At 40.1% G+C, this 25,346-nt stretch carries 18 protein-coding genes and 1 tRNA gene; 7 read left to right on the top strand and 12 right to left on the bottom strand.

Going from position 1 to position 25,346, the window contains the following annotated elements:
* Positions 1 to 105 precede the first annotated feature (105 nt).
* Together NXS00_RS07325 and NXS00_RS07330 are read left to right on the top strand one after the other, a co-directional pair.
* A complete protein-coding gene (locus NXS00_RS07325) occupies positions 106 to 3,009 on the top strand; it encodes a hypothetical protein (protein WP_258098503.1) in 2,904 nt (967 codons plus the stop codon).
* Positions 3,009 to 3,881, top strand: a complete 873-nt coding sequence (locus NXS00_RS07330) for a mechanosensitive ion channel family protein (RefSeq protein ID WP_258098504.1) — start codon at positions 3,009 to 3,011, stop codon at positions 3,879 to 3,881. Before NXS00_RS07325 ends, NXS00_RS07330 begins: the two co-directional genes overlap by 1 nt.
* A gap of 2 nt (positions 3,882 to 3,883) precedes the next feature.
* Here NXS00_RS07330 and NXS00_RS07335 read toward each other — a convergent pair whose 3' ends face one another.
* The 6 genes from NXS00_RS07335 to NXS00_RS07360 all read right to left on the bottom strand — a co-directional run bounded on the left by NXS00_RS07335 (position 3,884) and on the right by NXS00_RS07360 (position 9,721).
* Entirely contained in the window at positions 3,884 to 5,107 is a 1,224-nt protein-coding gene (locus NXS00_RS07335; RefSeq protein WP_258098505.1) for a pyridoxal phosphate-dependent decarboxylase family protein, read from the bottom strand.
* Between the two features lie 417 nt (positions 5,108 to 5,524).
* A complete protein-coding gene (locus NXS00_RS07340; RefSeq protein ID WP_258098506.1) occupies positions 5,525 to 5,728 on the bottom strand; it encodes a YwbE family protein in 204 nt (67 codons plus the stop codon).
* 51 nt (positions 5,729 to 5,779) lie between these two features.
* Positions 5,780 to 7,282: a hypothetical protein gene (locus NXS00_RS07345; protein ID WP_258098507.1), complete on the bottom strand. Its 1,503-nt coding sequence runs from the start codon at positions 7,280 to 7,282 to the stop codon at positions 5,780 to 5,782.
* A 309-nt stretch (positions 7,283 to 7,591) separates the two neighbouring features.
* Positions 7,592 to 7,673 (bottom strand) — tRNA-Leu (locus tag NXS00_RS07350).
* A gap of 242 nt (positions 7,674 to 7,915) precedes the next feature.
* Positions 7,916 to 8,497 (bottom strand): T9SS type A sorting domain-containing protein, encoded by a 582-nt coding sequence (locus NXS00_RS07355; protein ID WP_258098508.1) that lies wholly within the window; start codon positions 8,495 to 8,497, stop codon positions 7,916 to 7,918.
* Between the two features lie 303 nt (positions 8,498 to 8,800).
* Positions 8,801 to 9,721, bottom strand: a complete 921-nt coding sequence (locus tag NXS00_RS07360; protein WP_258098509.1) for an SRPBCC family protein — start codon at positions 9,719 to 9,721, stop codon at positions 8,801 to 8,803.
* 144 nt (positions 9,722 to 9,865) lie between these two features.
* On the opposite strand from NXS00_RS07360, the gene NXS00_RS26940 reads away from it, so the two are divergent.
* From NXS00_RS26940 to NXS00_RS07380, 5 genes are all read left to right on the top strand, one after another.
* The gene (locus NXS00_RS26940) at positions 9,866 to 10,249 is read left to right on the top strand and encodes an RDD family protein (RefSeq protein ID WP_373418660.1); all 384 of its coding nucleotides are present in this window, start codon (positions 9,866 to 9,868) and stop codon (positions 10,247 to 10,249) included.
* Positions 10,250 to 10,321: 72 nt separating this feature from the next.
* Entirely contained in the window at positions 10,322 to 10,912 is a 591-nt protein-coding gene (locus NXS00_RS07365; RefSeq protein WP_258098510.1) for a TIGR00645 family protein, read from the top strand.
* A 32-nt stretch (positions 10,913 to 10,944) separates the two neighbouring features.
* A complete protein-coding gene (locus NXS00_RS07370; RefSeq protein WP_258098511.1) occupies positions 10,945 to 11,652 on the top strand; it encodes a cyclase family protein in 708 nt (235 codons plus the stop codon).
* 5 nt (positions 11,653 to 11,657) lie between these two features.
* Positions 11,658 to 12,035, top strand: a complete 378-nt coding sequence (locus NXS00_RS07375) for an SRPBCC domain-containing protein (protein WP_258098512.1) — start codon at positions 11,658 to 11,660, stop codon at positions 12,033 to 12,035.
* 107 nt (positions 12,036 to 12,142) lie between these two features.
* The gene (locus NXS00_RS07380; protein WP_258098513.1) at positions 12,143 to 13,375 is read left to right on the top strand and encodes a hypothetical protein; all 1,233 of its coding nucleotides are present in this window, start codon (positions 12,143 to 12,145) and stop codon (positions 13,373 to 13,375) included.
* Between the two features lie 16 nt (positions 13,376 to 13,391).
* Here NXS00_RS07380 and NXS00_RS07385 read toward each other — a convergent pair whose 3' ends face one another.
* Genes NXS00_RS07385 through NXS00_RS07410 form a run of 6 tightly spaced genes read right to left on the bottom strand, consistent with a single transcriptional unit; the run spans position 13,392 to position 25,334 of the window.
* A complete protein-coding gene (locus tag NXS00_RS07385) occupies positions 13,392 to 14,867 on the bottom strand; it encodes a glycoside hydrolase family 32 protein (protein ID WP_258098514.1) in 1,476 nt (491 codons plus the stop codon).
* Between the two features lie 16 nt (positions 14,868 to 14,883).
* Positions 14,884 to 17,175: a GH92 family glycosyl hydrolase gene (locus NXS00_RS07390; RefSeq protein ID WP_258098515.1), complete on the bottom strand. Its 2,292-nt coding sequence runs from the start codon at positions 17,173 to 17,175 to the stop codon at positions 14,884 to 14,886.
* A gap of 11 nt (positions 17,176 to 17,186) precedes the next feature.
* Positions 17,187 to 19,859, bottom strand: a complete 2,673-nt coding sequence (locus NXS00_RS07395; protein ID WP_258098516.1) for an alpha-L-rhamnosidase — start codon at positions 19,857 to 19,859, stop codon at positions 17,187 to 17,189.
* Entirely contained in the window at positions 19,859 to 20,872 is a 1,014-nt protein-coding gene (locus NXS00_RS07400; RefSeq protein WP_258098517.1) for a glycoside hydrolase family 43 protein, read from the bottom strand. The genes NXS00_RS07395 and NXS00_RS07400 overlap by 1 nt, the downstream gene beginning before the upstream one ends.
* Positions 20,850 to 23,051 carry a beta-L-arabinofuranosidase domain-containing protein gene (locus NXS00_RS07405; RefSeq protein WP_258098518.1) on the bottom strand — a complete coding sequence of 734 codons (2,202 nt, stop codon included), beginning with the start codon at positions 23,049 to 23,051 and terminating at the stop codon, positions 20,850 to 20,852. Before NXS00_RS07405 ends, NXS00_RS07400 begins: the two co-directional genes overlap by 23 nt.
* Before the next feature lie 6 nt (positions 23,052 to 23,057).
* Entirely contained in the window at positions 23,058 to 25,334 is a 2,277-nt protein-coding gene (locus NXS00_RS07410) for a GH92 family glycosyl hydrolase (protein ID WP_258098519.1), read from the bottom strand.
* Between the last annotated feature and the right edge of the window lie 12 nt (positions 25,335 to 25,346).

Raw genomic sequence — 25,346 nt, forward strand, 5'->3', positions numbered from 1 at the left:
TTAGTCTTATAAAGATAACACCGAATCACGCAAAAACATTTTATTCATATTACTATTAACTATTTAATAAGTTTATACGTATGTTGATTGCCTAATAATTTGTGAATGTATCAACACATTGAATCACTAAAAGAAAAAACCGCCAATTTGATCTCTAAGGAGCTTTACAACTCCTACAAAGCAGAGATAAGGGAGCATTATTTGCGCTTCGAAAAACTCAGAGAAAAAATTGATGCCATTTTTCAATCAGAACAATCTCCAGCTAAAATTGCAGAGTCTATACACGACATATTAGTCTATGACTTGTACAACGATGGTGGCACGGATTTTCAACAATTTTCCGAATCTTTTAACAAGGAATTAATCAACCTATTTGACGAAATCCCTGAAAAGATAGTGATGGAACAAAAACAAGAACGCTTTGTCACGCAGGCGGGTGATTCTTTTTTTGTGAAATCACGCAAGCCCTTCAAACACTTTGGCTACAAAGTATCTGACTCGCCAAGGCGAATTGCCAATGTCTTTAGAAAAACCAAAAAGGATAAAAAATACTGGAATCACACAGTTCCGCTAAGAGCACTTTCTCAAAAGCATCTTCAGGGAGACTTTGTAGAGCGAATTAAGCCGCTTAGAAGAACATATTTCACGCAATTAACTAAAGCTTACACCGAATTATTGATTGATAGTGTGGACCAGAAAACTCCCCTGGTTGAGCCCAAAAATCTTCAGAAAGAATTCACTAAAACCAGAAATCTTTTAAAGAAAGATCTTCTTGAAAAGCTTGATGAAACGTTCTCGCATCTTATCAAAGAAGCTGAACTGGTAGACACCATGGAGTTAAAATCCAGCAACTACCAGTCTGGCAAATTAGAGGAAGCGATCGCGGAAGCAAATGAACTCTGGAAGAAAGAAGACAAGGAATGGAAGAACACCTTGTTACTGCTTCATGAAGAATGGAGAAGTGATCTGGAGCTGAGACGCCTGACCGACCAAAGCAAAGATGCTCTAACAACCTATCAGGCATCACAATCTAAAACCTTCGAAGAGTCAATATCTCCAGACTTGAATGCAATCCTGCAGTTCATAGAAGAGTCTAGAGAGGCAATTGACTCAACCGAAGACCTGGGACAGTCATTAAAAAAGATTAATTACAGAGCTCAAAAAGATCTGGATGAGTCCACCATACCTTCTTTGGTAGAAAAACTAAGCAGCAAGAACACAATCAACGCGGTTGCGAGACTAGAAAACACCATTACTCAAGGACTAAAATCCATGAGTTTTGACTTACGTCTATGTAAAACAGCTACCCAATATCAAGAACCAATACCAAATAGCAGTATCACCACTATTCCATTATACGAATTATTAGCATTTGAAATTGCTCCGGCGTTGTTTCAAGAATTTGATCGTATAAAAGGATCTCTACTATCCCAACTTAACAAGCAAATCACTCTGAGTGGCGATCTGGACCACATGATCACCTTTGGTCTATCCACTGCCATTCAACAGCTTGATCAATCCGACTCTGAATCATCACAGCGCGTTGCCCTGGGCACATTACAGAGATCTGAAGATCGTGTGAATGAAATCAAACAAGCGCTTTCTCAACTATTTATTGACACTCACTTGTCATTGACGAATGCTGTGAATAAATACAATGAGGAGTTGGAGGCGTTGATGGTCAATGAAAACATTCGCGAAATGCGTTTGCGCATTGCCAAAGCCAAGACCATCCAACAAACGAAAGCGTATCGTACAGAACTCAAGAGCAAGGCAGCTACCTATTTTGATCAAGGAAAGGAATATGCGACCAAGCGCTTCAAAGAAGCCAACAGCTTCATTGGTGAGTTTCGTCAACGCTTTATTCTTACCTCCAAGAAAGACACCGCAAGTAGAGCTGTTTCAGACTTCCTGGCCAGTGCAGAGGAGCGAATCAATGCTTTGCCAGTGATCTATCGTAACCTGTATAAAACAGAGCCATTATCAGACCTGGAACTGTTTGTAGGACGAAAAGCTGAATTAGACCAATTAACCACAGCATACAACAAGTGGGTGGAAGGAAAAATGGGATCGGTGATCCTGTATAGTGAGAAATGGAGCGGAATGACTTCATTTATCAACTACATTCAAAATACTTCTACATTCAAGCACCCGATTACTAGAATAAAGTGTCAAACGTCACTTGATAGCAAGGCACAATTTGAGGAGATCCTACAAAAAATTAATCCTTCAGAAGAGGCATTAGGCTTCGAAGAGATCCAAAATAAATTAAACACTGGCTCCAGAAGAATCATCTTACTAGAAGACATACAGAATCTATACATCCGTAAAACTGGAGGATTCAGTGTACTGAAGTCCTTGATGACGTTGATTAGCAACACTTCTCAGAACGTGTTCTGGATGACTACCTGTACGGTTTATACCTGGGAATATTTCAAAAAGACCATTCAGATCCATGAAATTTTCAGCTATCCAATAGGACTAAAGAACCCTTCTGAAGAAGATTTGAGTCAGATTGTGCAGAAAAGAAACCGCATCAGTGGATATAAGATTTATTTCGAACCTCAAATTAGTAAACTTGAAAGTAAGCGCTTTGCGAAGCTCTCAGAAGAAGAACAGCAAGAGTTTTTAAGAAGAAGATTCTTCAAAAACCTAATCGATTTCTCAGAGAGCAACATTACCATGGCTTTGATGTTCTGGTTGCTTTCCACAAAAAGTGTAGACCAGGATCGAATAGTGATCAATTCGTTCCAAAAGCCGGACTTAAGCTTCCTGGAAATTCTTAACCTGGAGAAGATTCAAACTTTGCATGCCTTGATATTGCATGACGGACTGACCGTAGAGCAATTTTCAGAAGTGATGCGTAAAAAACTGCAAGCTTCTCACCTATTACTATCCATGATGCTGGAAGACGGCATATTGGTCAAAAAAGAAAACCAATACCTGGTGAACACACTGGTATACCGAAGTGTCATCAGCTTATTGAAAGCTAAAAACTTGATTCATTAATGTCTAGATATATAACATTTGGCCTTTTGTCTTTAATTGCTCTTGCAGGTCATGCACAGGAAGCTGTTCAAGACATCAAAGATGAAGCTCCTAAGCTGAGTGAAATCTTCTCCATTCCCAAGCTGTTTTGGTCCTTGGTAGTGATTATAACAGGTTATATCCTTATCCGATTCTTCAGCCACATTTTGCAAATCCTTGCAGAACGTAGCACACAGTATCGAATTACACTCAAAGGAATCATTCCGGTAGTTCGGATCATGGGATGGATTCTCGTGATTATCACCATCATCACAGGCATCTTCCACCCGCCTATGGAGACGGTATGGGCTTTATCAGCTTCTGTGGGTGTTGCTATTGGTTTTGCAGCTCAGGACATACTTAAGAACATCTTTGGAGGTGTGATGATCTTATTTGACCGTCCTTTCCAGGTTGGTGACAAAATAGAGGTCGGCTCTTTCTATGGTGAAGTAACTGAAATTGGCCTTCGCTCTACTCGGATAGTAACTGCGGATGACTCTCTGGTGGCCATCCCGAATAGCTCCATCATGAATGGTTCCGTATCCAACGCCAACTCAGGAGAAGCAAACTGCCAGGTAGTAGCTGAAATCTACTTACCTCTGAGCATTGACACAGTGAGAGTACGAGAAATAGCCACACAGGCCGCTCAGGTATCCAAGTTTATCTACCTGAACAAGCCAATAGCCGTGCTGTTCTTCAACGAAGTAAAAGAGCGCAGATCGTATCTCAAAATGAGACTAAAAGCTTATGTAATGGATATACGAAGTGAGTTTGCTTTCAAAAGTGAAATGACGGAAATCGTAATCTCCACACTGCTACAAGAAGGTTTGATGAAAGAAGAAGACTTTAGATAGCCTTAAAGGCTATCATAGTCTTGTAGAAATTTCTCCAACTTCTCTACAGTCACATGATCCATTAGCACAATCTTGAACCATTTAGGGTTTTGATGATTGTCTGGCACCAATCCATACTTCTTACATAGCTCCGGTTTCAGGTACTGTGCTTTCATAGTCACAATGTTGGCATCTGGATATCTAAAGTATTCGATTCCTCTTTCTGTCAGATGATCGCACAACCAGGTAGTCCGATGATTCAACACCAGGGTCTTTTCAAACCAGCCATGAGGCCCGTAATTCATTAATATCATCCAGATTGCAATGGCATTGGCTCCTGACCTGGATCCGATCAGTGTGAAGTCCTGACCTTCTACATAGCTAGCCTCTTCCGTATTGGCAAAATGCATCCACCCTTTCTTGATAAGGAAAATACCAGTTCCATACGGTGCCTGAAGCATTTTGTGGGCATCCAGGGTCACGGAATTAACATGAGGATTACTAAAGTTCATATCGTTTTCCTGCTTGGCAAAAGGATAAAAGAAACCACCGTATGCTCCATCCACATGAAGTTTGAACGTCAAATCAAGCTCAGTCAGCACATCAGTATAACAATCAATTGCATCAACTGAACCAAACATAGTGGTCATCATATTGGCCATGACGACAAAGTACTTCTTTCCGTCAGCCTGAGCTTGAAAAATCGTTTCTTTTACCGCCTCTCGACTGATGGACCGATCTTCTTCATCTACAGCCACTTTGTAAAAGGAGATTTGCAATACATTGGATGCTTTGGCCGAAGAATAATGTGCATCAGCAGAAGTAATCAAAGCAATCTCATCCGTGGTGGCATTCAGCTCCTGCATGAAGTAATTGCGATAGATCCAAACAGCCTGCAAGTTTGCTTCTGTACCTCCAGAGGCTACATACCCATCATAGTCACCCTCTCCTTTTAAAATATCATGAGCACATATGGAGATCACTTCTTTCTCAATCTGCTGAGTTCCTTTAAAGAAACTCTCAGATGAACCAAGTGTATGGCAACCTATATGATTAGGATTATGAATAAGCGTACTCAAGAAAGGAGCATCCTCCAGAAATGGTGCATTTTGATAGAATACACGATCATCCAGGTGCGATGCAGGCACACCCAATATATTCTCATTATAATAATCAACATTCTCTGACAAGGCAGAAAACACGCGTTGCTTGATCTCTTCCTGAGATAGCTTTCTCCACTTTTTCATGGCAATACAATAAGATTTTAGGATTGGCTTTAAGGATCCTCGGGCAGAAGTCCTGTAGAAATGTGTGGTGAAAGTAGGTAATTGGAAGTGGATATCCAAACTGGATAATTGATTCAGAAGTATATTTAAAACCTCGAGTTGGAGTTTATTATATACCAATACCAACCAAAAACTAAATCTGATTACTCAGAAACTTAATTCTCACCTTACTTTTCCATTGATGAAAAGTAAGCAAAAATCTAGGGCTGTATTCATTTCTTCACGATTTAAGTTCGACTAAATCAGGAAATAAAAAAACTCGCCAAAGTAAATTCTCAACATTAAGAGATTTCTCATGGCTCAAACAATTTTTATTTCTTATCTGATTTCCATCTTCTTAAATCTAAAATGAATAAGGCCCGTCCCAAAAAAATTGACTTAATCCACCAAAATGTACTGAACTCGCCCTACTTCTCCTGTTTCCAGCAACACCTTGATACCATGTGGATGAGTAGACGATTTGGTAAGAATCTTCTCCACAAAACCTGAAGTGAGTTCACCAGTCCGTTGATTGTGCTTTTCTACAATCTCTACCTCTGCTCCTATTTCGATATTACTTCGCTTCTGACCTGACTTTGACATGAATCGGTTGGATGTTTTGGGCTTAAAGTTAGTCTTAATGATTATTTCAAGTTACCTACTAAATTTTCTGGTGGCTTTAAGAAAGTAAAATATAAAATACCCTGATGAAATTCTCATGATAAAATCCTCAACTGCGATAACGGATTCTCCATTAACATCCACTAATTTGTGAACAGGATTAATTAAATGTAAATAGTATCCAAAAGCTTCTTTTGAAAAACTGCAACCTGAATCCCAATCAAAACACAAATCATAACCTAATTGATAATTTTGATTTAGGAGATAGAACAGATAAAAATGAATACTTAAAAGCCATAACAATGGTAAAATAAATGATTGACCAAAATTCGAAAATATTCTATTGGTCCCAAGTAATGTCAAATCAAAAAATTGAGAGAATGACAGTCGATTCCATTTATGAAGTAAGTACCTCAAATATGCCTGCAACTCATTTCTTTGAAATATCGCTGCATCTATAGGGCTATCTTTCATCTTAAAATACTGCTTGAATCTTCTATTAATCTCCATCAACTCAAGGTATTTATTAGTGACAGTGCGATTATCAGCAATATCCTCACTTAGCTTTAGAGAAAAAGACTTACCCCAATCAATGTAACCGATTTGCCATGTTTCAAAATCGGTATTTCGGATCTTGATTTCATTAACTTGTATTTCAGAAAGGAAAAGGCTTTTACATTTAACAAATTGCAAGCAAAGCGATTTAAGTCCATAAATCTTAAAAACACGCACATCAACTTCTTCACCAAAAGAACTTAGCTTCAATTTCGAAAAAGTGTTATCCCAAATTTTTACTATCGATTTTCCATAAGCTGGCTCAATGACTACTGATTTAGCAATGCAACTGCTTATATAAAGCTTTTGATCATTTCGAATATTACAGAACTCCATATTCTCTGACCTAATACTTGATATTGACATTTCAACAGGGGCATTAAAAACTGCCAACGTGTTGATTTCGCTATTTGCAAATTTCAATTCCGACGCACCTATAAATCCCACATCACACTTTAAGTCTGTTATTTCCGAATCATCAATAAAAAAAGAGCTCAATCTTGAACCCTCTTCAAACTTAAAAGAAGAAATTTTAGATTTCGCTTTAACACTTAAACTGTTAATAGATTCCGATAAATTCAACACATTAATGTGACAGTTGCTAAATTCTGCACTATTCTTAATAACTAACTGTTCACCACTAAAAGAACAGTTATCAAAGTAGAACTGAGCGCCTTCGTGGGGTGATTTATAATCAATATTACAATGTATAAATGAACAATCTGTAAAGGTCAATTCTCCACTAAAGACAGATAACCTTATTCCTTCAATAAAAACACAGTTATCAAACCGATACTGATAATTACTATCAATAACTAACCTCCTATTAAATTGGCAATAGGAGAATTCTCTTAATCTAGTTGATGCCCCTTCAAGTCTATCCAAATGATAATTCATAAACTTCTTCCTAAGGAGCACACCATTCTTAGGAAAATCTTCTATATGATTCTTGAACTGAATTAAGTGTGGGTGTAATTCCATATGTAAGAATAATCAAATATCCAGATAAAAATCTGTCACCCATTCTGTCACCCAAAAACTTGCCTTTGTTGGTGTTGTCACCAACAAACCTAAACTCTACCATATTTGGTGAAAATACCAAATATGGTAGAGTATGAATTCAGGTTATAACAATCAGGAACATATTAAAAACAAAAAACCTCATCCTTTTCAGAATGAGGTTTTCGTACCTGAGGGAGGACCGGGCCAACGTTTGGTCGAGCCGGCGCTCCTTGATTTTTTATAGTCTTAAACAAAAAAGGCCTTCTCATTTTGAGAAGGCCTTCTAAGTACCTGAGGCCGGAATCGAACCGGCACTCCTTGCGGAACACGAGTTTGAGTCGTGCGCGTCTACCAGTTCCGCCACTCAGGCTTCTTGCGTTGAGCGTCTACCTCCCGATAGTTATCGGGACCGCCACTCAGGCTTCTTAATGCTTGATCAAAAACTGTCTCCCAGTTTCATCGGCGGACAAGTCCGCCACTCAGGCATTTTGGTTTTCGTTGAGCACACATTGTTGTCAAACGGAGGGCAAAACTATATTATTGTTTTAATTAAAACAACAAAAAAAGGATGTCAAAATAGACATCCTTTCAAATAATTTAAATTTCTTTTTCTTAGAAGTCGAATGCTTGCTTTTTGATCAATTGATCATCGTGGTAAAGCAAGAATGTAACTTTCTGATTGCTAAGCTTTTCAAGATTGTATCTCTTATGAACTTGCTTCGTGTCATCGAATCCTTCATGGTAAACAACATCTTCGTTGCCATCAAGAATATAAAGCGTCATGTCTTTACCTTGAGCGTGAGATCCTACTAGAGATACAGATTTTTTCTCTAGTTGAGAAAGATCGAAGTTGAATCCTTTAACGCTTCCAAGCTCAAATTCTTCTTTGATGCTGTATCCTGCAGATTTTACTTCCATCTCGTAAGTTCCTTTTGGCAAGTAAGAAAGGTCATATTTCTTTACAAACTCTGAAGACTTTAGAGACTCTATATATACGATCTGGTCGTTGCTATTCTTAATCTGAACAGACACATTCTCTTCTGTAGGAGCATAGAACATTACTCTATACATTTTCTCCTGCTCTGCAACAATCTTGCAAACAGTAGCCATGTAAACAGAATCTACGGCAAAGGTTGTAGATGTAGCACTAAAAACTATTAATAGTGCAAGTAGGTTTTTGATAGAATGTTTCATAATTGCATTCATGTTTCGTTATGAATTATGATACAAATTTGGGGAAAGACTGATCACATTCGCAAATTATTAACCCTTTTATTAGATGATTTATTAAGTAAACGGGAATTTTTTACATCTCATCCAATGAAATCGATGTCCGATTGAAAAGTTTCAGAAAAACAGCCTGAGAACGACTTAATTATTGAATTTTTCACACCGTTTTTAGGATTCTTTCAAGTATTTCAACAAAAGGCTATGAAAATTCTAATTCCAGCAACCACACTAGAAGAATCTATTTAAAAGTGCACTTTCCGCAAGGAATTACTTAAATGGATAGTAGATATTGGTCTGCCACTGACTGGTATCAAGCTCCGAATCGTACCCGGTGATGTATGATTCCCATGATAATCCGATGATATCATAGTTATAATACGATGCAAACTTGTTAATCTCTTCATGGGCAGTAGGCAATTCATCATAAGATCCGAAATACTTGCCCACCAAACACTGCACGGTATCCTGATAGTAAAGCTGAATGCGCTCATCATATATGGTGTCAGTCTCCATAACAGGAAGACCGCAGGTGAAGTCTACATTAAAATCTCCACTAGCCGTATACATCGCAAAAGGAACTCCTTTCACCACCAAATCATATTGATCTGCATACGCTACCAGATCACCAAAGTCGGCAGCCATCTTAGCATCTATTAAAGAAGGTTCATTCAAACTGGAATCTCGGACTCCTATATAGTGAAAACCAACTACATATTCTGGAAATATTTTGACATTGAAATTGGGAAGACTTTCAACTCTCTTTTTCAACTCATTGAGACCTGATTCAAAATCACCTCCAAGAAACCCATCTATACCTAACATGAAGATTTTAGAGAACCCTGAGATCCCCTCTTCATCGTAAGTCCAAACTACTTGTGTTTCCGAATCATTGATCTGACTTAATAAGAAAGAAGACGTAGGACTACTCTGATACCCGTCAAAGTTCATTTCCCAAACCACTCGCTTACTCTTATCGGTTAACAAGATTTCCAATGAACCATTCCCAACGTCTGGATTTTCACTCAACCATGAAATAGTAGCCCCAGCTCCGAAATCCGGACCGGTATACGAATACTTGGCTGTAGGATCTTTGGCTGCCCATGGAGACCACTTGTTGAAATTTCGGAAGGTGATCAATTCATGATAAACTTTACTGGCAGGAGATTTAATAACGACTGATCTCTCCATATGAGCCTTGTTAGGCAAAAAGTAGATCATCGCTAATACGGACAGTACTAAAAGAAATACAATTAATACAACAATTTTTATGACCCGCATGATTGGAATCCTATAATTCTTTGATCAATATAGTAGAAAAATACAAAAACAAAGATGACGCATGCTGGTTTATGGACGAGATTGATGGCGCACAATATCGATCTGATAATACTATTGCCATTTTATTATTTATTCAGTTTTCTCATTGCGTCTGACCACATCTTACTGGTGGTCTGTTTCTTAGTTTCATTTCTTTATGAAGTAATCCTTACCTCTCTCAATGGCGGCACAGTAGGCAAACGCATGATGAAGCTAAAGGTTACCAATAATTCCTTACAAAATATTAGCTTTTTTCGTTCCCTACTAAGATCCTCTACCAAGCTCATAAGTGGCTTTCTGTTTTTTCTCGGGTTTGCCATCATAGAACTTAACCAACAAAAAAAAGGATTACATGACATGCTATCCGGTACTTTTGTAATAATTTCGAGCAATAATTGATTTTTCGCGTTTTTCGACGCATTATAAAAATTGAAAATTGTATATTTCGCTCAGTAACTAAGATAAAGCAACATGGCACAAGATTCAGGCCTAAAAAAGTTTGAGAATTTTTTCGAAGGATTCATGTTCTGGAGTAGATGGGTACAAGCTCCTCTATACACAGGATTAATCATGGCTTCATTCTTATACCTTTTCAAATTTTTTCAAGAGCTATATCACCTATGGCAACATACAATTTCCTGGGATGACAATCAGATGATGCTTGGAATTCTGGCATTGGTAGATGTATCAATGGTAATGAACCTGGTGGTGATGGTAACTATTGGAGGTTATTCCATATTTACCAGTAGAATTGATGTTGATAGTCATGAAGACAAGCCGCTTTGGCTAGAAGATCTTGATGCAGGACAGTTGAAAATTAAACTTTCTACTTCCTTAGCGTCCATTTCCGGAGTGCAGCTATTGAAGACTTTCATCAACTACAGAGAGGCTATTCAAAAAGAAGATAGCGAGGCGGTAATCATAGAGATTGTTATTCACATGGTCTTTATTGTATCTGCATTCTTGCTTGCATTGACTGAGAAAACTACTCACAGTTACAAACACGGTCATGCAGCAGCAATTAAGTTTGCTGATGAGGAAGACGAAAAAGAAGGACATTAAATTCAAGAAAACATTAATACAACCCTTCTTGCTTGCAGGAAGGGTTTTTTATTGCCATGCGAATCATTGATCTAAGCCAGGAAATTTATGATGGAATGGCTGTACATCATACACAACCACAGGTAAAGGTTTCTGTCCATGCTACTCATGAGCAATGGAACGATGAACCCATAGACAAATGGGTTACACCTGCTGTGAACAAACTGGAATTTAGCGAGCACACTGGCTCCCATGTGGATGCTATTTCACATATGGGTAAAAGGTTTTCCAATGTGACGATCGATAGAATGCCGCTATCCATGTTTATTACCAGAGGAATATGCCTGGACCTGTCAGATAAAAATCCAGGAGAACTCATTACAAAGAAGAATTTAATTACTGCGCTTGGTGATCAGCAAATTCTGAAAGGTGATACCGTATTGATTTACACTGATCACTTCAGAAGACATTTTAACACTTCAGATTGGGCCAATAATCCCGGACTTGATGAAGAAGCTGCCATTTGGTTGGGTGTACAGAAAATCGCAGCATTTGGTGTTGAATCAATGGCTCCAGGAGTCAAGGGTAAAACGAATAAAGCTGTTCATCACATATGTGGTGAAATGGGGTTTACACATTATGAGAACCTTATCAATCTACACCAACTTTTAAACAAAGGCCCTTTTCAGTTTATCGGATTACCTTTAAGAATCAAAGGTGGAACAGGCTCACCTGTAAGAGCGGTTGCTGTCTTCAATTAATTACCATGGACTACAAGAAATACTTTATTATCCCTGCCGAACCCGAAGAGATTTTCGCTGCATTAACCTTCAAACCAAGTATCGAGCTATGGACAGGCTCACCTGCTGTGTTTGAGAAGAAGGAAAATACGGAATTCTCACTTTGGGATGACAGCATCGTTGGTAAAAATGTGGCTTTTATTGAAGGCAAACAGATCGATCAAATCTGGTTTTTTGGCGAAGGTCATGAGTCACCTGTATCCATCAAGTTACATCCACATAAGAAAGGCACTTCTATGGAGATCATTCAAACCAATATTCCAGAAGAAGCGTTCGACGACATCAGCGATGGATGGGAAAATGTATACATAGACAGCTTGATAGAATTCTATACGGAGGAATAAGGTTTCCTGACCGCTCATACCATCATATTCCTGTTCACTAGTTTTATTTTGGAATTCAGACCATTGATTGATTTAATTGCAATGAATTAACGTGAAAATTACGATTAATGAAATTTGCAATCATAACCAACCTACTATTTTTACTAAATTGTTCTATTGCCATTGGTCAAGCGACTGAAGAGCCGCTCTCCATCAAAACCCAGATTGACTGTAGGGGCTGTGATGGAAACTACATGAGACAGAACATCACATTTCTAGACCATGTTAGAGACCAGGACTTAGCAGAGATCTATGTATTTGTAAACACTTCTGGCAATCCATCTTCCGTGATCTATGAAATAGAATACACAGGTAAAGGTCGATTTGAAGGCATTAACAACAAGTTTAGTGTAGACTACTCCAAAACACTCACAGGAAACGAGATCAGAGATCTACTAAAAGAAACTCTGATTAAAGGATATATCCCTTATTTATTGCATACTGATCAAGCGGAACAATTAGAACTTGTTCTTCATGAACTTCCAAAAACGACTACAGAGAAAATTGATGATCCGTGGAATAACTGGATCTTCTCCGTAAGAGGCAATATGGATATGGAGCATCAGGATACTCGTGAAGAGTTCAACTACGATGTAGGATTTGATGGAGATAAAGTGACAGAACACTGGCGTGTACGCCTAGATGGTTATTACAATAAAAACACGCTGAAGATTACAGAGTCAGACAATAGCTCATTCACCAGTGTTAGAAATAGAAAATTTTTAGGAGGAAGCATAGTCAAAAGCCTTGGTAATCATTGGTCTGCTGGAGTCTTTGGTGATGTTGGTACCAACTCCGTAGATAACTTCAAATTTAAATCAGCTGTAGCTCCAGCGATTGAATATTCATTATTCGATTACAAAGAAGTACTCACTCGAGAAATCACCTTTGCTTACCAAATCAACTATAACACACAGAAGTACTTTGAAACGACCATTTTTGATGTCTTGAGAGATCAATATTACACTCAGTCACTTTCCATGAACTTAACATATCGGAAGAACTGGGGAAGTGTATACTCAAGTGTAAGAGCAAGTAACTTCCTGAATGACCCAAGCAAGAACAGGTTATCCATTAATAACTGGGCATCAGTTCGCGTATTCAAAGGATTTTCAGTACGAGTTAACGCGAATTTTCAGGTTATAAAAGATCAAATTAATTTACCAAAGGGAGAAGCATCGCTGGAAGATATTATCCTTCAGCAACGCGCTTTGGCCACCACCAGCAAATTGAATTTAGGTGTCGGTATGAGCTATACATTTGGCTCTATTTTCAACAACGTGTTGAATACCAGACTTTAATTCAGCAAAACTTAGTTTAATCCTCATTCGGGAGGTACGTTACCAGGGTACTTCCCGATGTTTTTACCTTACTCACTGGTTGTTCGAAAAAGAACAAATCAGTCATCACTAAGTCACCATTGTTGACGAACACTTCTACAGAAGAATTGTCAACATAAACATCAAGGCTTTTCACTTCTATTCCATTCAACGGAGCTTGATGGCTGGCAGCAAATACATCACTAAACGCTACTTTACCTGCTTGCTCGCGATTGATGGTGAGATAGTTCTCATCATAAGACACGATCAGACTATCTCCTACATCATTAGACAGCACCATAGCCCCAGTTGATGACTCAATAGTCATTCCTAATTTGAAAACAGAACCACTTACATTGATTAATTCACCATTAGCTCCTTCAATAGTGAATGCAGACTCCATTTCGCCCACTGGGACTGAACGAAGCAAATAACCATTCTCCGTATTTTGAATCTTTAGTTCTCTTGGAATCGTCATAGCGCTTCGCCATTCATATGTAGGCACGATGTTGGCATACTGCCAATTACTCATCCACCCGATGAACAAACGTCTTCCATCTTCTTCAGGCACATCAGAAAAGGTAACTCCTGCATAATTATCAGCACCATAATCAATCCATCTAATGGCTGAGCCTAAAGGAGTGAACACACTTCCATCAAAATCACCTACAAAGTATTGCGTTGCAGAACCGCCTTGAGGTCCTCCCGGATTGATGCTCACCAGCATCACCCATTTAGTTACTCCATTCTGATCAGTAAGCTGAAATAGGTCCGGACATTCCCAAACTCCCCCATGAGCACCCAGATCCACACCAAATTCACTCTGATGAGTCCATTCTTTAAGGTTTGGAGAAGAATATAGATTGACATGATCCTTTACCGCTAAAATGAGGTTCCACTCCTCCGTTTCTGAATTCCAGGATACTTTGGGATCCCTAAAATCACGTATTCCAGGGTTTGGAATAACTGGATTTCCTTCATACTTCGTCCAGGTTCTTCCTTTATCCAGACTATATGCTATTCCCTGTGTTTGGAAATCGATGGTATTGTTTCTTTCACCAATCGGATCATGGTAAGTGTACATAGCTACCATAGCAGGACTTTCTTCCGTTCCAAATCCGGCTGTATTTTGCCAATCAACTACAGCACTACCACTGAAGATATACCCCAATGAATCAGGATACAATGCTATGGGCAGGTGTTCCCAATGTACCAAATCAGTAGAAACCGCATGTCCCCAATGCATCGGCCCCCAAATATTGCTATCTGGATAGTGCTGGTAAAACAAGTGGTATTCACCTTCAAAATAGACCAATCCATTTGGGTCATTCATCCAACCTGAGGCAGGGGTAAAATGGTAAGCAGGTCGGTATTGACTATCTCCTGATTGCTCCACAACTTGCTCTTGGGTTTTAGGAGCGCATCCAATTAAAATGGTCAATACCAGACCGAAGGTTAGTGTTGTATTCCTCATATAAGGAAGATACAAATTATTTCTTTTTTGGCTTACTGGACATGTAGAAAACAAGCTCTCCACCCGCCATTAAGTCATCGTGAGAAAGGAAGTTGCTTTTCACTTCTTTGCCATTCAGAAGCACTTTGCTAACATACACATTCTTATCACTCTGGTTTTTTGCTACTACTTTGAAGTCCTTTCCATTCTCCAGGTGAATAGTAGCTTCTTCAACTGCCGGGCTTCCCAATGCATAATCAACAGAACCTGGCGCAACTGGATAGAAGCCCAAAGAACTAAATAAGTACCAGGCGCTCATTTGTCCAAAGTCATCATTTCCACCTAAACCATTAGATGCCGGCTTATACATCGCCTTCAAAATCATACGAATCTTGTTTTGAGCTCTCCACGGTTCATCGGTCCAATCGAATAAATACACCACATGGTGTGACGGCTCATTTCCATGAACATAGTTACCAATGATTCCATCTCTGGAAATATCCTCTGTATGTTCAAAATACTTATCAGGGAGCTCCATTGTAAACAATGAATCTAAATGACCTGTGAATTGCTTCTTCCCCCCCATCATGTCTATCATAGATGCAGGATCGTGGGGTACATATAAACTGTAGTTCCATGCATTACCTTCTATGAACCCTTTCCAGTGCGTATCAAGAGGATCAAACTCTTCAACCCACTCTCCATTGGACAGCTTAGGTCGCATGAAGCCTGTTTTTGAATCATAAACTTGCTTGTAGCTTTCTGAGCGCTTCATGAACTCATCATATAATTCCTTTTTACCTAACTTCTTCGCCATCTGAGCAATGCACCAATCGTCATAGGCATATTCCAAGGTTTTAGAAACAGAAGCGCGGCTCTTGTCCTCAGGCACATAACCCATATCAATGTAGTCCCCTATTCCATCAAAGTATCGGGTATTGGCTGTTTGCACACATGCTGCAAAGGCTTTCTCGATATCAAAATCAGCATTTCCTTTCATCACCGCATCGGCAATCACAGGCACTGAATGATACCCAATCATGCACCAGTTTTCATTGGCATGGTGCGACCAGATTGGTAGCATCTTATGAACACTTTGATCGTAATGTGCCATCATGGACTGAATCATCTGCTGATTTCTGGCAGGTTGCAACACATTGAACAATGGATGCAATGCTCGATAAGTATCCCAAAGCGAAAAACTTGTGTAATTGGTAAATCCGTCTGCCTGATGGATGTTCTGATCAATTCCTTTGTATTTCCCATCTACGTCCTGATAAATCGTTGGTCCCAAAAATGCATGATACATAGCCGTATAGAAATTGGTCATTTCTGGCTCATCAATAGTCTTCACTTCTACCTTATTCAACTCCTTTCTCCAGGCATTTTGAGTTAGACGTTTAATCGCATCAAAACTCAACCCGGCAGCCTCAGCTTGCAGGTTCTTCAATGCCCCTTCAGTACTAACTGGAGACAATGCCATCTTTACAATAAGCTGCTCCCCTTCCTTCATATCAAAATCAAAGTGCACTCGGATCTTTTCATTCGCCGCTTCAGGGAAATTATTCTCCTGGTCAAATCGACCCCAAAAACCTTTGTAAGGATGTTTCTCAAACGATTTGAAACCGTAAGACTTCACAGGCTTACTCAGCGACATGGCAAAATACATTGTACGGGTTCTTGCCCATCCGTTTGTTGATTTGTAACCAGTGATCAACGTGTCATTTTCCATGCGGATGAACGACCAGGTAGTTTTCTCATCATAGTTATAAATACCATACATCATGTCCAGAATCAAATGCGCTTCATCAGTTTCCGGGAAAGTATAGCGATGCACTCCTACTCTAGTAGTAGCTGTCAACTCCGCTTGAATATCATGATCATCCAGTTGGACTTTATAATATCCAGCCTCTGCATCCTCGGTATCATGTGAAAATCGAGATCGGTAACCAGTTTCAGGCTTATCAGAAGTCCCAGGATTTAATTGAAGCGATCCAACTGTAGGCATGATTAAGAAATCACCCAAGTCAGAATGTCCAGTTCCACTAAAATGCGTGTGGCTAAAGCCTACAATCGTTTTATCTTCATACTGATAACCTGCACAGTATTTATATACATCTCCAGTGTACTTACCATTAACAGCGTAAGGAATCGTATCTGTATCTGGACTCAACTGCACCATCCCAAATGGAGCTGTTGCACCAGGATAAGTATGTCCCATTCGGGCCGTTCCAATCATTGGATCCACATAATCTAAAGGATCTGTAGCTTGTCCAAAAACATTAATTGCTGTGAATAATACGAAGAAGCTGGTTATGATTTGTTTCATTTTCATCTATTCTACTTTGATCTAAATGTCAGTTGATACTTACCTGATTTAAGTTCCAATTCCTCCAAATTAGAGACTTTATCTGAATCTACTTTTTGCAATACATAGCCGGTAGGTACGTTAAGCTGAGCGGTGCTGTTGGCAGGTATTTGCACGATCATTTCTACCGTCTTTCCTTTCCGCTTCCATTCGGAAATGATTCTACCATAAGGTCCATCATGATACCCGGACACTTCATCTAGTCCTATTGGAAAGTTTGGTGTCAACTTTACCTCTTTGAACCCAGGATTAGATTCCGATGGATTAATTCCAGCCAATGACTTGTAGAACCACGCTCCGATTTGGCCGAACATGATATGATTCATAGAGATATCACTTGCCGCCTCAATCTTCCAGTTTTCATAAAGTGTGGTAGCTCCATTAGCAATCCACCAACCCCAACCTGGGTAAGTATCTCTAGCAGCCAAATCATATGCCACCTGAACTTGTCCATTTTGACTTAATGCTCCAAGTATGGCTTTGGTGCCAAGTAAGCCAACGTCTAGTTGATTACCATCAGCACGCACCCGATCAGCAAGGTTTTGTGCAATTTTTACTTTCAAATCCTCAGGGGCAACACCCCAATAAAGCGGAACACTCAATTCAGTCTGCAAGCCCTGACCATAAATGGCCGTTTCTTTGTCTAGATATTTATCATTGATTGCAATCTTAATCTTGTTAGCTAGCTGCTTGTACTTTTCTTCATCTACTTGATTACCCAATAAGTGAGCAGCCTTCGCCAAAATGGTCGCGTCAGCAAAGTAGTAAACCGAAGAAGTCAACTCTACAGGAGCTTTTGATTTCACGGGAATCCAATCGCCAAGCCCCCAGGTAGTTAGTCCAGTTGGGTATAAATCATCGATATGGTCTACATAACGCTTGATGTGCTCATAACTTCTTTCCAACAGCGTAGCATCACCATAATATTGATAGATCGTCCACGGAATTACCGCAATGGTACTCGTCCAATCTGGCCCATTTCCCCATTCATACCCCCAGCCACCAGTTGGAATGATGGATGGCAATACGCCGTTTGGCTGCTGCTCATCGAAGTGATCATTGAGCCACTTTTCGTAAATGGTGATCCCATCAAAACTGTAAAGTCCAGTTTCGATGGCGATGGTAGCATCTCCAGTCCAGCCGTTTTTCTCCCGTTGCGGACAGTCGGTAGGATATCCAAAAAGATTAGACAGATATGAGCTGTTTGTTGCAAAAAGCAACTTATTGAACATCTCACTAGAAGTCTTTATTTCTCCCACTACGGGCACATCAGAATGCATAAAATATGCTGTAAAGTTCGCGGCACTTAACGCTAAGGGATGGTCAACCTGGACTTCTACATATTGAAACCCTTTATAATTGAATTTAGGCAAGAAGGTATCCTCACCATTTCCCGACGTAATGAAAATATCCGTTTGGAATGGATCCAGATCATCTGTTGGTCGATAATGTGCATCTATGTTATTAATATCCACCAACCCATTTGACACAAGACGTTCGCCATGTTTCAAGCGCAATGTCGTTCCTGCCTCTGCTTCTATTTTCAACTGAGTCACACCTGCAATGTTTCTTCCAAAATCAATCACGTACAGTGAATCATTAACCTTCCTTACAGTCTTTGGCTGAATCGCTTCCACATGTCTAATTGGATGCATGGTCTGCGCTACAATTTTATCTGCTGGAGCCGCTCGATAGATGACATTACTCCATTTTGAATCATCAAAACCTGGCTGATTCCATCCTTCCTGAATCAGTCGGGCATCTTGATGCTCGGCAGTGTAAATGCTATTGAAAATGATTGATCCTGTTGAGGATTTCCAATCTTTTCCTGATGAAACAGTTTCAACTGTACCATCTTCATACGTAATCCTCAAATCCATGCAGAATGCCGGTCTGCCTCTCCAGGGAGCATTGTGGAAATTCCAAACCGCCGTGGACTGATGATTGTACCATCCATTTCCCAAAATCAGCCCTAGAGCATTCGCTCCGTCTGTAATTTGATTAGTCACATCATAAGTCACATAAAGCAGTCTGCGATCAAATCGTGTATACATGGGGTCGAGGATATGATCTCCTACCTTTTCACCATTGAGAGATAATTCATACAACCCTGCTGCAGCAATGTAAGCTCTTGCGGACTTCACCTTCTTTGATGCATTAAATTCTTTCCTGAAATAGGGAGCAGGCTTAAAATCGATATCGTGATGATCACTTATCCAGGAGCCCTTCCAGTCACTCACATCCATCATCCCTGTCTCGAAAGAAGCCACGCGTGATGTCTGTAATTCTTCATCCTGGTTCCAAAGCTTTACCTTCCAGTAATATCTGGTAAATGATTTCAAGGACTCTGACCGGTATTGATACAGAATCTGATCAGAGTCAATTCTGCCCGAACTCCAGACGGATTTCTCTGAAAGAAGACTCAAAGAATCAGTTCCGACAAAGATTTCGAATGCTCTTTGAGATGCGTCTTTGCGACTATCCTGCATCTGCCAGGTCAACCGGGGCTGCTGAGCATCTATACCAATTGGATTAACCAGATATTCTGTTTTGAGCTCAACCACCTTAAATGCGTCAGGTTGCCCGAAGGCAACCTGTGCAAACAAAATAGTCAATATCAATATCGTATTGGAAGCTATGCGCATTACTTCAATGGTCTTTTTGCGACACCCTCAAAGGTAATTTTGACCGGTTTGATCTTACCCTCCTCATCAAACTCAAGCTTATCAATACAGGTAGCTCGGTGATTGTGATGCGTTTCTGTCAAAGGCCTTCTGTGATAAACGATGTACCATTCATCTTCATTAGGAACCTTGATCAATGAGTGATGTCCTGCACCCGTTGCTACGTCAGCATCTTGCTCCAACACCACACCAATACGCTCCCACGGACCGAATGGTGAGTCAGAAATTGCATAAGCCACTTTGTAGTTCGGGCCTCCCCAGCCACCTTCAGACCACATGAAGTAATACTTACCATCTCTGATAAACATGAATGGACCTTCTACATACTGATCTGGTGTGATCTCCTTATAAATGGAGCCATCTTCATATGGAAGAATCTCTTTGAAGTCATCACTTAATCGCACGATGTTACAATGTCTCCAGCCTCCATAAATCATGTACCACTGACCATCCTGATCATGAAAAACAAATTGATCAATTGGCTGTGCTCCATTTACAATAGAGTCTAACAATGGCTTACCCAAATAATCTGAATAGGGTCCAGCAGGATTATCCGCCACACCTATTCCAATTCCTCCGACAGACTCATTGTTTTGAATGTCATTAGCTGCAAAGAATAAGAAATACTGCTCATTATTCTTTACAATCGCTGGAGCCCACATGGCACTATCTGCCCAACTAACAGCTGCTGTATCAATGATGTGCTCGTGCTTTTCCCAGGTGATTAAGTCCTTTGATGAAAAAGCATCCATAAAAACCTGCTTACTGTAATAATCCGAATAGGTAGGATAAATCCAGTATTCATCATCGAAGACAATACCTTCAGGATCGGCATACCACCCATCAATGATCGGGTTACCAGCTTTCTCTACCGGAGCAGGTTGACTGCACGCAGCAAATACTGCTATAAGGAGTAAGTAAGAATAGTTTTTCAAGATGTTCATTCGCATATTATTCTGTCCATTGAGTTCCATTCCCATCTGTTGATATAACTGGGAAAGAACTGATTCGTAATTTAGCTGCTCCCATTGGAATAAGCGTCACTTCTACAGTTTCTGTATCAGTGATTACAGGACTATCCTGCAATTCACCCACCAAACCATGAGGTCCTATTTTCCAATTCGGAATTTGCTTAGCCTTCACTTTTATTTCCAAAGGCACTACATCAGCTCCAAATGGGAAATCATTGGCTGGCCAAGGTTTTTCAATTACCTCAAACACTTCACCGGTTTCCCCATTCAAAACCAATCCGTAGTTCCATGGAGAGTCGGCATAGATTTCGAAAGAAGGCCAATTTTTGGTATCCGCACCTTCTTGCCACTTAGAATCATGAATAGCCGTTTCATCACTCTCTTTGCGCACATAGCGCTCATCAATATCTAATGAGAAAGTTAATGGACCATAATTCACACTGGCACTGTTGTGATTAGCTTCCCAACGAGTCACAGTAATCGCTTTCGGAAGAGTCAACTCAACCTTGTCTCCATCCTTCCATTCACGATTGATTCTAACATACTTATTTCTTTCAATGGAAACATCTACAACAGGCTTTCCATTAATTTTAACTCCTGGTCCCATTGTCCATTCTGGAATTCTTAAGTAAAGAGGGAAAGTTTCATCTTCGGATAGACTTACCTCAAACTGGATGGATTTATCAAATGGATAATGCGTGGTTTCATGAATACTTACTTCTGCACCTGAACCAACTTTAGCAGTAACATTACTTGCTGCATACAGCACAGCAGCTAATCCATTGTCTTGTGTAGCCATCCAAAGATTCTCTGCGTAGTATGGCCATCCCTGAGCATGATTGTGCTGACAACATCTTGAACTGAATGGATTCATCATCAAGAATGGTCCTGCATTTGCAATACCCGGATGATGGTTTTCACTATCATTCAAAACCATGTTAGGGCTTGTGATGTATCTCAATGCTTTGAAATCATCAGTTACTGCCGCTGGATAAGTATTGAATGCAACATTCTCGGCATGATCGGCCCAGAAGATGTCGCCTGTAATTCTCAACAAATGCTCATCAGAGTTCATTTGCTCAACTATTCCACAAGTCTCGATTCCCTGTCTTGGATCGTCATAACCTGGTCGTGCATTTTCATCTGACCCAAACATACCTCCTGGAACCTGTCCATAATATTTGCGGATGACGTCAAAGCTTTCATAAGTACCTTCCAGATCTGCCTTGTTTCCACTCACCTGATAGTATTGAGCAGGCTCTCTGAATCCCTGAGCAATGTTTACATTGTGCCAATCGATCAAATCACCAAACCACTCCGGAAACTCACCATTTCTCGATTCCTTGTGACCATGAATAGCTTCAAAGGCATTCCCTCTGCTTGACCAGTCTGTCGTATTACGGTGAATCTTTTCCGCTAATTCCAACAAGAACTCATCTCCTGTGCGGTTGTACAACCAAATCACACTGTAGAGATTGTCCCCACCTCTTCTGGTTTGCCAATATTTGGTTTCTGATAAGAATAACGAATCAGGAACAGTCAATTCGAATTTGAAATAGTTAGTCATCAACTCGATAACACGCTCATCCTGAGAGTATTCATAATAGGACTGCAAACAATATAACATGATCATGTTCGCCCAGTAGTCCTGAACTTGTGTCATTTGCTGTTGACGCTCTTCCGTACGTTCGTTTTCCGCGATATAACTTTCCCAGGCAAACCCAGGTCCGAAGTAGCCATTTTCACGCTGACTTGCCAACGCACCTTCGATCCATATCTTGGTTTCTTCAATCATTTCTGGATCTTCCAGGATGTAAGCAATGTCGCCATAGCCTTTTAACCAATAAGGAACTTCTTCCCATCCCCAGGCTCCTTGCCCGTCTTTCGACAGCCAGGCATTGTTTTCCTTTTGAAGCCAGGCACTGATTTTACCCAAATTCCCTGTTAATCCATTCTTTTGACGATTCAGATATTCCAGAACCCAACCTTCTGGTTTCACATCACCTACCGGCAATTTGATTAAAGCATTTCGCTGTAATGGCGCACGATTGCTTGGGTAGAATTCATTTTTTGTAGACGTGTCAGGTCTATCTACCAGAGTAATTTCTTGTTTTATTTCGGGCGTACTACACCCAGCTGCTACCAGAACACCTAGTAGCAGAGATTTATAATTCAATTTCATGATCGACTATTTTTCGTTAGTCAATGAATAAGGGAAATCTGATGGATTTACACCTCTAGACTTATTTGGTTGATCAACCATTTCAAAATCTAGTGTTGCCCCTTTCATCAACATGTTATGATCTAAATAATTTTTAGAGCTGGCTGCTCCATTTATCTTCAGTGACTGAACATATCTATTCTCATCACTATTGCCTGGTGCATTGATAACCAAGTCGTTACCATTTTCCAGTTTTACTGTCACCTGCTTAAACAAAGGTGCTCCGAGTACATATTCATTGACAGCTGGACAAACTGGATAGAATCCCATCGCTGAGAAAATATACCAGGCAGAAGTCTGACCATTGTCTTCATCTCCACAGTAACCATCAGGGGTTGGCATATACATTCTATTCATAGTCTCGCGAGCCCAATATTGGGTTTTCCATGGAGCACCAGCATAGTTGTATAAGTAAATCATATGCTGAATTGGCTGATTACCATGTGCATATTGCCCCATGTTAGCAATCTGCATCTCTCTGATCTCATGAATCACAAAACCATAGTAGCTATCGTCAAACACAGGTGGCAATAAGAATACTGAATCAAGTTTCTTCACAAAATTCTCATGTCCGCCCATTAGTGTCGACAAACCTTCAATGTCATGGAAAACTGACCAGCTATAGTGCCAGCTATTTCCTTCAGTGAATGCATCACCCCACTTAAATGGGTTAAATGGAGACATGAAAGTTCCGTCTTCGTTTTTACCTCGCATCAACCCAGTTTCCGGATCAAATAACTTCTTGTAGTTCTGTGAACGCTCTCTGTATAGTTTGATTTCTTTTTTAGACTTACCTAGTGCTTTCGCCAATTGATAAATCGCAAAATCATCATAAGCATATTCCAAGGTTCTCGCGGCATTCTCGTTGATGTTAACATCATAAGGTACATAGCCGAGTTTCTTGTAATATTCTGCACCAGCACGACCTACTGCCGTCATTGGACCTTCATTGTTTGCTCCGTGTATCAATGCTTCATAGAGTTTCTCAATATCATATCCACGCAACCCTTTGATATATGCATCAGAAACTACAGATGCAGAGTTGTTACCAACCATAATATTGGCCAATCCAGGGCTAGACCACTCTGGCAACCAACCACCTTCCAGGTAATCGTTCACCAAACCAGCTTGCATTTCCTTGTTGATCGATGGATAAACCAGATTCAAGAATGGATACAGGGCACGGAAAGTATCCCAAAATCCTGTACCAGCAAACATGTATCCTGGCAAGATTTCTCCATTGTATGGGCTCCAGTGAACGATTTCGTTCTTCGCGTTGATCTCATACAGCTTATTCGGGAAGAATAGCGCTCTATACAAACAAGAGTAGAATGTTCTGTATTGATCAATGGTACCACCATCTACTTCTATTCTGCTTAGCTTTTCATTCCATTCGTCACGGGCCTTTTGCTTTGTCGTTTCAAAATCATCAGCACCAAGTTCTCTATCAAGATTCAACTGTGCTTGCTCCAAACTGATAAATGAAGAGGCTACTCTCAAATTAATAACCTCGCCGGCTGAAGTTTTAAATCCAACCAAAGCACCCGCATGATTTGCTTCCATTTCAGACTGTCCAGATACAATTACAGAATCTTTCCAGGTATTCACATCGGCAAATGGCTTGTCAAATTCAATTACAAAGTAGTTTTTGAAATTGGTCAGTTTACCTCGAGCATACTTGGTGGTATACCCAATGATTTTCTTCTCTTCAGGAATCACCTTCACATAAGATCCCTTGTCAAATGGATCTACAACAATGTAAGAAGAATCAGATTTCGGGAAAGTGATTTGAAATTGAGCAGCTCTTTCTGTTGGCGTCAACTCAACTGTCGCGTCATGATCTGCTAAATAAACACTGTAATAATACGGTGTTGCTGTTTCTGCCTTATGTGAAAAATAACTCGCTCTGGCTTCTTGCTCAAACTTTTTACCAATCACAGGCATGATGGTGAACTGACCATAGTCATTCATCCATGGTGATGGCTGATGTGTTTGCTTGAAGCCTCTGATCTGATAAGCATCATAAGTGTATGCCCAACCATTCCCCATTTTACCTGTTTGTGGTGTCCACATGTTCATCCCCCACGGCACACCAATTGCCGGATAGGTATTACCGTTGGACAAATAAGGTTCAGAGTCTGTACCCATCAAAGTGTTCACATAATCCACAGGATCCTGAGATACAGCAGACAAGGCAAACAACATGATACATACAGATGATAGCGCGAAGCGAAAGGTTGACATAGGTTTGATTTT

Origin of the sequence: Marinoscillum pacificum, from assembly GCF_024714495.1 — a bacterium.
Taxonomy (GTDB): Bacteria; Bacteroidota; Bacteroidia; order Cytophagales; family Cyclobacteriaceae; genus Marinoscillum; species Marinoscillum pacificum.